The sequence below is a fragment of the Burkholderia sp. AU45251 genome, from assembly GCF_030482905.1.
GTDB lineage: Bacteria > Pseudomonadota > Gammaproteobacteria > Burkholderiales > Burkholderiaceae > Burkholderia > Burkholderia aenigmatica.
The window spans coordinates 218,518-227,488 of record NZ_JAUJQH010000011.1; the positions used below are offsets into that span (position 1 = coordinate 218,518).

Sequence of the window (8,971 nt, forward strand, 5' to 3'; positions counted from 1 at the left end):
AAAAGATGTTTCATCCGGGCGTCGCCCGCCCCGTCGTGCGTGCCGCCTACGCTGACGTCATGCGGCATCGGGCCGCGAAACCAGGAGCTACCGGATGAAACTGTCGACTACCGTCGCCTGCATGCTGCTCGCATGCGCCAGCACCGCCACGTTCGCGGCGCCTCACCTGACGCCGCAGGAATGCAACGCTTACCCGTTCGTCCACACCGGCCACGACGTCACGCGTACCGACCTCGTGCGCGAACTGACCGAACTCGAACAGGTCGGCTACGATCCCGCGCACGCGAGCCCCTACTACCCCGACGATCTCGACGGTGCGAAGCATCGGCTCGCCGCCGAGTACCGTGCGGACTGCACGCATGCGCTGACTGCCGATGCGGGCACCCCGCACTGACCCCGCCGCCCGGCGCATCCCAGCCGGAAAAAAACAAAAAGGCGGCACTCGCGTGCCGCCTTTTGTTCATGAAAGCGCATGGAGTTCGACCGCTGCGCCGCGATGCCGCTCAGCGCGACATCATGTTCATGCTGACGTTGTGCATCACCCACAGCGTGCCGATGATCAGGATCGCCGCGGTCAGCACCGTGTAGCTGAACGCCATCACGTTCCAGCGCTGGCCCGACGAGCCGTTCATGTGCAGGAAGTACACGAGGTGCACGACGATCTGCACGAACGCGAGCACGGCAAGCGCGATCAGCGACGCGTGCGGCGACAGCACGCCGCCCATCACGAGGCCGAACGACGCGGCCGTGAGCAGCACCGACAGGATGAAACCGGCGAAGTAGCCGCCGACGCTGCCGTGCCCTTCTTCGAGTTGAGACGAATGCGAATGGGCCATTTAGATCACGCTCGCGAGATAGACAAAGGAAAACACGCAGATCCACACGATGTCGAGGAAGTGCCAGAAGAGGCTCAGGCACGTCAGGCGTCGCAGGTCGCGATCGGTCAGGTCGCCGCCGCGGAACACGATCTGCCCGGCGAGCACGATCATCCACAGCAGGCCGGCCGTCACGTGCAGCCCGTGCGTGCCCACCAGCGTGAAGAACGCCGACAGGAACGCGCTGCGCTGCGGGCCTGCGCCTTCCGCGATCAGGTGCGAGAACTCGCGCAGTTCCATCGCGAGAAACGCCGCGCCGAGCACGAACGTCACCGCGAGCCACGCGAGCAGCGCGCCGCGCCGCTGCTTGTACGCCGCGAGCATCGCGAAACCGTACGTGATGCTCGACAGCAGCAGCGCGGCGGTTTCCACCGCGACGCCCGGAATGTCGAACAGGTCTTTCGCGGTCTGGCCGCCCGCATACTGGTGGCCGAGCACCGCGAACGTCGCGAACAGCGCCGCGAAGATCACGCAGTCGGTCATCAGGTACAGCCAGAACCCGAACACCGAGTGCGACGGCGGATGGTCGTCGTGCTCGAGCAGGGTTGCGCTCAAGGTTTTCTGCAACATCAGTTGGCCTCCAGTTCCACGTCGTCGACGCGCGCAGCCACGCGCTTCGTCGGCTGCTTGTCTTCGATCTTCCGCACCGTCGACGCGGGGATGTAATAGCCGTCGTTATCGCGCGAGCTGTAGATCACGAGCGTCGCGATGATCCCGACGAGCCCGCCGATCGCCATCCACCAGATGTGCCACACCAGCGCGAAGCCGAGCACCAGGCTGAAGATCGCGATCACGAGGCCCGCGCAGGTATTCGACGGCATGTGGATGTCGCGGATCGACGCCGGGTTCGGCCGGCCTTCGCCGCGTGCCTTCATGTCTGCATACGCGTCGAGCGTGCGCACCTGCGGGATCACCGCGAAGTTGTAGTCGGCCGGCGGCGACGAGGTCGCCCACTCCAGCGTGCGGCCGCCCCACGGATCGCCCGTCGTGTCGCGGTACTCGGGCAGGTTGCGGTTGCGGATGCTGACCACCAGTTGCAGCAGCTGGCACGCGATGCCGATCGCGATCAGCACGGCGCCGAATGCGGCGACCAGCAGCCACGGATGCCAGGCCGGGTTGTCGTAGTGGTTGATCCGGCGCGTCATGCCCATGAAGCCGAGCACGTAGAGCGGCACGAATGCAACGTAGAAACCGATCTGCCAGAACCAGAACGCGGCCTTGCCGAGCTTCTCGTTCAGCTTGAAGCCGAACGCCTTCGGGAACCAGTAGTTGAAGCCCGCGAGATAGCCGAACAGCACGCCGCCGATGATCACGTTGTGGAAGTGCGCGATCAGGAACAGGCTGTTGTGCAGCACGAAGTCCGCGCCGGGAATCGCCATCATCACGCCGGTCATGCCGCCGAGCGTGAACGTGACCATGAAGCCGATCGTCCACAGCACGGGCGTCGTGAATTCGATCCGGCCGCGGTACATCGTGAACAGCCAGTTGAACACCTTCACGCCGGTCGGGATCGCGATGATCATCGTCATGATGCCGAAGAACGCGTTCACGTTCGCACCCGAGCCCATCGTGAAGAAGTGGTGCAGCCACACGAGGAACGACAGCACCATGATCGCGCAGGTCGCATACACCATCGTCTTGTAGCCGAACAGCGGCTTCTTCGCGAACGTCGCGATGACTTCCGAGAAGATCCCGAACGCCGGCAGGATCAGGATGTACACCTCAGGGTGACCCCATGCCCAGATCAGGTTCAGGTACAGCATCGCGTTGCCGCCGGCTTCGTTCGTGAAGAAGTGCATGCCGAGGTAACGGTCGAGGCCGAGCAACGCGAGCGTCGCGGTCAGGATCGGGAACGACGCCATGATCAGCACGTTCGTGCAGAGCGCGGTCCACGTGAACACCGGCATCTTCATCAGCGTCATGCCCGGCGCGCGCATCTTGATGATCGTCACGAAGAAGTTCACGCCGGTCAGCAGCGTGCCGACGCCCGAGATCTGCAGCGCCCACAGGTAGTAGTCGACCCCTACCCCCGGACTGAACTGCAGCTCCGACAGCGGCGGATAGGCGAGCCAGCCGGTCTGCGCGAATTCACCGATCACGAGCGAAACGTTGATCAGGATCGCGCTGACGGCCGTCATCCAGAACGAGAGCGAGTTGATGAACGGGAATGCGACGTCGCGCGCGCCGATCTGCAGCGGCACGATCAGGTTCATCAGGCCGACCATGAACACCATCGCCATGAAGAAGATCATGATCACGCCGTGAGCCGTGAAGACCTGGTCATAGTGGTGCGGCGGCAGGTAGCCGGGCCCGTTGTACGCGAGCGCGAGCTGCATGCGCATCATGATCGCGTCGGCGAAGCCGCGCAGCAGCATGATCAGCGCGACGATGATGTACATCACGCCGAGTCTCTTGTGGTCGACCGTGGTCAGCCATTCCGTCCACAGCCATTTCCACCGGCCGGTGATCGTCAGCGCGGCGAGAATGCCCAGCACGGCCAGCCCCATGAAGGCACCGGCCCCCATGATGATGGGCTGATCGAACGGGATCGCCGAGAGTGTGAGTTTGCCGAACATGCGTTACCCCTTCGTGCCGCAGGCGGCGTCCTTCAGGTCGAGGACGTGGCCATCGTTGTATTTCGCGATGATGTTGTGGAAGAGCCGCGGATCGACCGACGAGAAGTAGCGCACGGGCGCCTTCTCGCTCGGCTGCGCGACGGTGCCGTACACGGTCGCGTCGAGCCGGTCCGGCGACGCCTTCACCTTCTGCACCCATGCGTCGAACTGTTCGCGCGGCTCGGCGAGCGTGCGGAACTTCATGTCGGAGAAGCCGCGGCCGCTGAAGTTGGCGGACGTGCCCGCGTAGTCGCCGGCTTCGTCGGCGATCAGGTGCAGGCGCGTCTGCATGCCGGCCATCGCGTAGACCTGACCGCCGAGCTGCGGAATGAAGAACGAGTTCATCACCGAATCCGACGTGATGCGGAAGTTCACCGGCGTGCCGACCGGAATCGCGAGCTGGTTCACCGACGCGATGCCGAGTTCCGGATAGATGAACAGCCACTTCCAGTCGAGCGCGACGACCTCGACGTCGATCGGCTTCACCGACGACTCGAGCGGCTTGTACGGGTCGAGCTCGTGCGTGGTCTTCCACGTGAGCACGGCGAGGAACACGATGATCAGCGTCGGCACCGTCCAGATCACGACCTCGATCGCGGTCGAGTGCGACCAGTTCGGCGCGTAGGTGGCGCTGCGGTTCGACGCGCGGTAACGCCACGCGAACCACAGCGTGAGCAGGATCACCGGAATGACGACGATCAGCATCGCCCAGGTGGACGTTGCGATCAGCGCCTTTTCGGCAGCGCCCACGCTTCCTTTCGGATTTAGTACATCTAAATTACAGCCTGACAGGCTCAAAGCCGCGCCGATCGACATCAGCGCCACTCCGCCTTTTGAAGCTTTTCTTTTCATCACACAGCCCGAGGGTCATTGAATCCGTTTGCGTATGCCCGATGCGCATTCGATCCACGAAAGTGGCCGAATCATACGTCGCGCGAGTGCGATGAAAAACCAGCTAATGCGGAAAATCATCATTGCAGAATCTGCCGTGAGACAGATTGTCGCGGGGCAATTTCACGCAGCCGAAAGCGGGCCCGGCGCCGCCTGCGCCGGACCGCGATCGATGTGCGAGCAACGACCGCATCGCCGTGCGATGCGCCCCGCTCGCGCGACGTGCCGCGCTCAGCTGCGCGTCGATGCCATGTACGACGGCTGCGGCTGCGCAGGGCCATCCCCGGTCGGCAGCTTCGAGTGGCTCGCGTCTTCGATCAGCCTGCCGACGGTAGGATCGATCGCATCGGTGAACGGCTTCGGATCGATGCCGACCGCCAGCACGACCAGTGCGAGCGACGCGAACATCACGATCTCGCGCCGGTTCAGGTCGGCGAGCTTCGCGATCCGCTGGCTTGCGACCTTGCCGAACACGACGCGCTTGAGCATCCACAGCGTGTACGACGCGCTGAGGATCAGCGTCAGCGCCGCGATGGCGCCGATCCAGAAATTGAAGCGGATCGCGCCCATGATGACCATGAATTCGCCGACGAACCCCGACGTACCCGGCAGGCCGACGTTGGCCATCGCGAACAGCACCGTGAAGGTCGCGAAGCGCGGCATCACGCCCGCCACACCGCCGTACGCGGCGATCTCGCGCTGCTTCGTGCGATCGACGAGCACGTTCACGCACAACAGCATCGCGCCCGCGACGAAGCCGTACGACACGAGCTGCACGATCGCGCCTTCGACACCGATCCGGTTGAACAGGAACAGCCCGAGCGTCACGATCCCCATGTGCGCGACCGTCGAATACGCGAGCAGCTTGCCGAGATCGGTCTGCGCGAGCGCGATCAGGCTGGCATAGACGATCGCGAACAGCGACAGCGCGATCACGGCCGGTGCGAAGAAGTGGCTCGCATCGGGCGTGACCGGCAACGCGAAGCGCAGGAACCCGTAGCCGCCGAGCTTGAGCATCGCGAGCATCAGCGCGGCGCCGGTCGGGCCGTCGGTGTAGACGTCGCTCAGCCACGTGTGGACCGGCCACATCGGCACCTTGACCGCGAATGCGGCGAAGAAGCCGAGGAACACCAGCAACTGCGGTGCGAAGCCGAGCTGCAGCGTGCGCCACACGGCCATGTCGAACGTATGCGACTGCGCGTACAGGTACAGCATCGCCATCAGCAGCATCAGCGAGCCGGCGAACGAGATGAAGAAGAACTTCACGGCCGCGTACACGCGACGCTCCCGCCCCCACGTACCGATCAGCAGGTAAAGCGGGATCAGCGTCGCCTCGAAGAAGATGAAGAACAGCAGCCCGTCCTGTGCGACGAACACACCGACCATCAGCCCCGACAGGATCAGGAACGACGCGTAGTACTGCGCGACACGCACCGTGACCGACTCCCACGACGCCACCACCACCACGAGCGTCGTGAACGCAGTCAGCACGACGAGCCACAGCGACGCGCCGTCAATGCCGACCCGCCATCCGGAATTGAACGCCGCCAGCCAGTTGCGGCTTTCGACGAATTGCATCGCAGCCGAGTGTGCATCGAAACCGGCGACCAGCGGAACGACCGCCGCCAGCCCCACCAGCGCGCCGACGAGCGCGATCAGCCGCGTTCGACGCGGATGTTGATCGGAACCGGCGCGCAGCAGGCACGCGCCGAACAGGATCGGAGCCCAGATGGCCAGGCTCAGAAAGGGGAAATCATGCATGTCAACTAGGCCTTGATGAAGTCGCGCACTGCATCGGGGACAGGCGAGACGAAAGGAACGAAATCAAATCGACAGATAGATTTCGTGAATCGCCAGTGTTGGCAAAATGTAAAGCGACATCATCGGAAAACTTGACGCCGCTCAAATGCGATCGGGTTAACCAGCATAAGGCGATTGATTATTTTCTGCATCGCAGCAATGCGCAGATTTTCGGCATCAGCCTATACCACTGATTTTTATGAGTAATTTTTTGTATTGTCCGACGAGGACGATCGCAAAAAACGACGCAGCGCCGCATTTTTGACGTCGGCGAGCCATTTCGGAGGGTCGGAATGCGCTTGTTGATGCCCGGCAGGACGGCGAGCATATGGCGCCGAATCCTTACATCAATACTTTCATTTTTATTTCATTTAGCCTTACGCGATGCAGGTCGAGCGAATGGTCGCTACGCCTGCATCCTTCACTTTCCAACCGCAATCATGGATGACTCGAGCGGCCCCATATGTGCGTCGTCACCATGCGATGGCGATCGTGTAGCGCGGGAAAATGGACGACGCGAGCGTCATCGCATCGACGATATTGCACTCGTCGAGCATGTAATTTGCGGCGGGCGGAGCCGATTTGGACGCCGGCGTCGTGACGATCGCCTTGCGTCGCCATGCGCGACATCCTGCAGTGCATGCGGGTGGAGTACGACGGAGAACGGTTCGAGCGCGAGCAGCAATGCGCCCTGCGCCATCGCGACAAGCGACGCGACGACTTTGAATCCCGCATCAACCTGACAGCCGCTCGCCAAGCGCCAACAAGAAGTCGGCCGCAAGCCTGGTGCGCGCAGAGGCTTGGCGAGCTTTCTCGTAGACCACCGACAAAGGGGCGCCGACACTCTTGAAGTCGCCGAGGACAGGAACAAGTCGCCCCGCGGCCAACGACGACGCGACGACATAATACGGAGCTTGCAAGATACCGCCCCCGGCTTCTGACAACGCCAGGAGCGCTGACGCATGGTCGCTGGCCAACGGCCCCACGGGGAAATGGCGGTACTGATCCCCGCCACGGACAAACGTCCAGTCTCGGAATTGTCCGCTGTTGACCATCACATAACGCAGACAGGTATGGTCGACCAGGTCGTCTGGCGTATCGGGCACACCCCGCGACTGCAGGTATGCCGGCGAAGCGACCGTCACGAAGCGATGAGCGGGCAACGGGCGCGCCACCAGTCGGGAGTCAGGCACTTCTCCCAACATGACGGCCAGGTCGAAACGCTCGGCCGTCATGTCGACGTGACGATCCGTCAGGGCCAGTTCGATATCCAGTCCGGGATGTGCGCTCAGCCATTCACCGAGCGCAGGCGCCAGCACATACTGGCCGAAACTCACGGGGACGCAAAGCCTCAACTTGCCCCGCCATGGTTGCGACGCACCCGCAAGCCTGCTGCGAGCGTCCTCGATGTCCGTCATTCCATGGCGGCAGACTGCAAAGAACAACTCGCCATCCCCGGTCAAGGTGATCTGCCGCGGCGAACGGTGAAACAGCCGAACCCCCAGTTCAGCTTCCAGGCGTGCGACCGCCTTGCTCACGGCTGAGGGGCTGAGCTGAAGCAACCGTGCCGCACGCGTGAAATTGCCGGCCTCGGCAGCGCGGACAAAGGTGTTGATATCGGTAAATGGATCCACCCACCATTCCTTCAATTCACAATAAGTCTGAATTTTACAGCCTTATCGTGATAGGGATTCATCCCTATAGTCGAACCCTCACTGATTGAAGAGGGGGTTGAGATGTCGAAATTCACGCAAAGCTGGTTCTCGCGACTGTTCTTGTTGTCCGCCATGGCAACCGACGCCAGTGAGGCAGCCCCTCCCTCGTCGCAGCCTGAAGTCAGCGTTGACGCAGCTGCACGCCAACCGATACCAAACTTGCCGAACGACGGTCGATCCGCGCTGCTCATGATCGAATTTGTCAATGAATGGCTTGCTCCGGAAGGCAAGTTGAGGCGGCTGATCGAGGATGAGCATCAGTTCTCCCAGTCGCAGGAAGCCGCCAAGCTTGCGCTGGCGGCAGCACGTCAAGCCGGCATGCCCGTGATTCACGCGACGCTGCAGATGTCATCGGACTACCGAGAGTTGGGGCGTGCTCGATTCGGTCTGCGTGGCGCAATTCAAAAGGCCGGCACCTGGCAGAAGCAAGATAGCGGTTGGCAGTTCCATGGGCCGTATGCCCCGCTCGAAAATGAATTCGTTGTCAGCGGACGGGCGGGCGCCAGCGCTTTTTCCGCTTCCGACCTGGACAACTATCTGCGTGGCCAAGGCATCACACGGCTGTACCTTGCCGGCTACGCCACCCATGTATGCATTGAGTCGACACTGCGCGCCGCGCACGATCTCGGCTATGAACCGATCGTGCTGAGTGATGCCACCGCGGCGTTCACCGACCAACAGCAACAACACGTGTTGAATGAGGTCGTCCATCATTTCGGCTGGGCCATGCCGGCTCGCGTCTTCGTCGACAGCATTGACCTGAGACGTTCCTTCTAGCCATCCGGCAAGTGAGTTCTCTTTTATCCCAGGGACAAGGAGGACTCGATGAAGAAGCGATTTACCGACGAGCAGATCATCCGCATCTTGCGCGAGGCCGAGAGCCGGGATGAGCCGGTGAAGGATCTATGCAAGCGCCACAACATTTCGGAACAGACGTTCTATCGTTGGTGCGTATTTCGGCGAACGTGACCGCCGATTTCGGGAACGTGACCGATTCGGCGGGGTTGGGCGTTGCGCGGTGTTGATTGTAGATTTTCTTGTTAGTTCTGGTCGAGTTTGGGCTCCGGGACGTTGG

8 protein-coding genes and 1 pseudogene are annotated in these 8,971 nt (G+C 62.2%); 3 read left to right on the forward strand and 6 right to left on the reverse strand.

Annotation, left to right across the window (positions count from 1 at the left end; genetic code table 11):
- Window positions 1-94: 94 nt before the first annotated feature.
- Window positions 95-394, forward strand: a complete 300-nt coding sequence (locus QZM67_RS22365; protein WP_175026347.1) for a DUF4148 domain-containing protein — start codon at window positions 95-97, stop codon at window positions 392-394.
- A 109-nt stretch (window positions 395-503) separates the two neighbouring features.
- On the opposite strand, the gene cyoD is transcribed toward QZM67_RS22365, so the two are convergent.
- The 6 genes from cyoD to QZM67_RS22395 all read right to left on the reverse strand — a co-directional run bounded on the left by cyoD (window position 504) and on the right by QZM67_RS22395 (window position 7,815).
- A complete protein-coding gene (cyoD, locus tag QZM67_RS22370; protein ID WP_043189160.1) occupies window positions 504-836 on the reverse strand; it encodes a cytochrome o ubiquinol oxidase subunit IV in 333 nt (110 codons plus the stop codon).
- Entirely contained in the window at window positions 837-1,445 is a 609-nt protein-coding gene (gene cyoC / locus QZM67_RS22375) for a cytochrome o ubiquinol oxidase subunit III (protein ID WP_043189157.1), read from the reverse strand.
- A complete protein-coding gene (gene cyoB, locus QZM67_RS22380; RefSeq protein WP_301806710.1) occupies window positions 1,445-3,451 on the reverse strand; it encodes a cytochrome o ubiquinol oxidase subunit I in 2,007 nt (668 codons plus the stop codon). Before cyoB ends, cyoC begins: the two co-directional genes overlap by 1 nt.
- A 3-nt stretch (window positions 3,452-3,454) precedes the next feature.
- The gene (gene cyoA / locus QZM67_RS22385) at window positions 3,455-4,342 is read right to left on the reverse strand and encodes a ubiquinol oxidase subunit II (RefSeq protein ID WP_301806713.1); all 888 of its coding nucleotides are present in this window, start codon (window positions 4,340-4,342) and stop codon (window positions 3,455-3,457) included.
- Between the two features lie 270 nt (window positions 4,343-4,612).
- A complete protein-coding gene (locus QZM67_RS22390) occupies window positions 4,613-6,142 on the reverse strand; it encodes a NuoM family protein (RefSeq protein ID WP_043189151.1) in 1,530 nt (509 codons plus the stop codon).
- A 773-nt stretch (window positions 6,143-6,915) separates the two neighbouring features.
- On the reverse strand, window positions 6,916-7,815 hold the full coding sequence (locus QZM67_RS22395; RefSeq protein WP_301806716.1) for a LysR family transcriptional regulator: 900 nt from the start codon (window positions 7,813-7,815) through the stop codon (window positions 6,916-6,918).
- 102 nt (window positions 7,816-7,917) lie between these two features.
- Here QZM67_RS22395 and QZM67_RS22400 point away from each other — a divergent pair, with 102 nt between their 5' ends.
- Window positions 7,918-8,673, forward strand: coding sequence for a cysteine hydrolase (locus QZM67_RS22400; protein WP_301806718.1), 756 nt, complete (start codon window positions 7,918-7,920; stop codon window positions 8,671-8,673).
- A 48-nt stretch (window positions 8,674-8,721) separates the two neighbouring features.
- Window positions 8,722-8,844 (forward strand): annotated as a pseudogene (locus tag QZM67_RS22405) (transposase); the annotation flags it as partial.
- Between the last annotated feature and the right edge of the window lie 127 nt (window positions 8,845-8,971).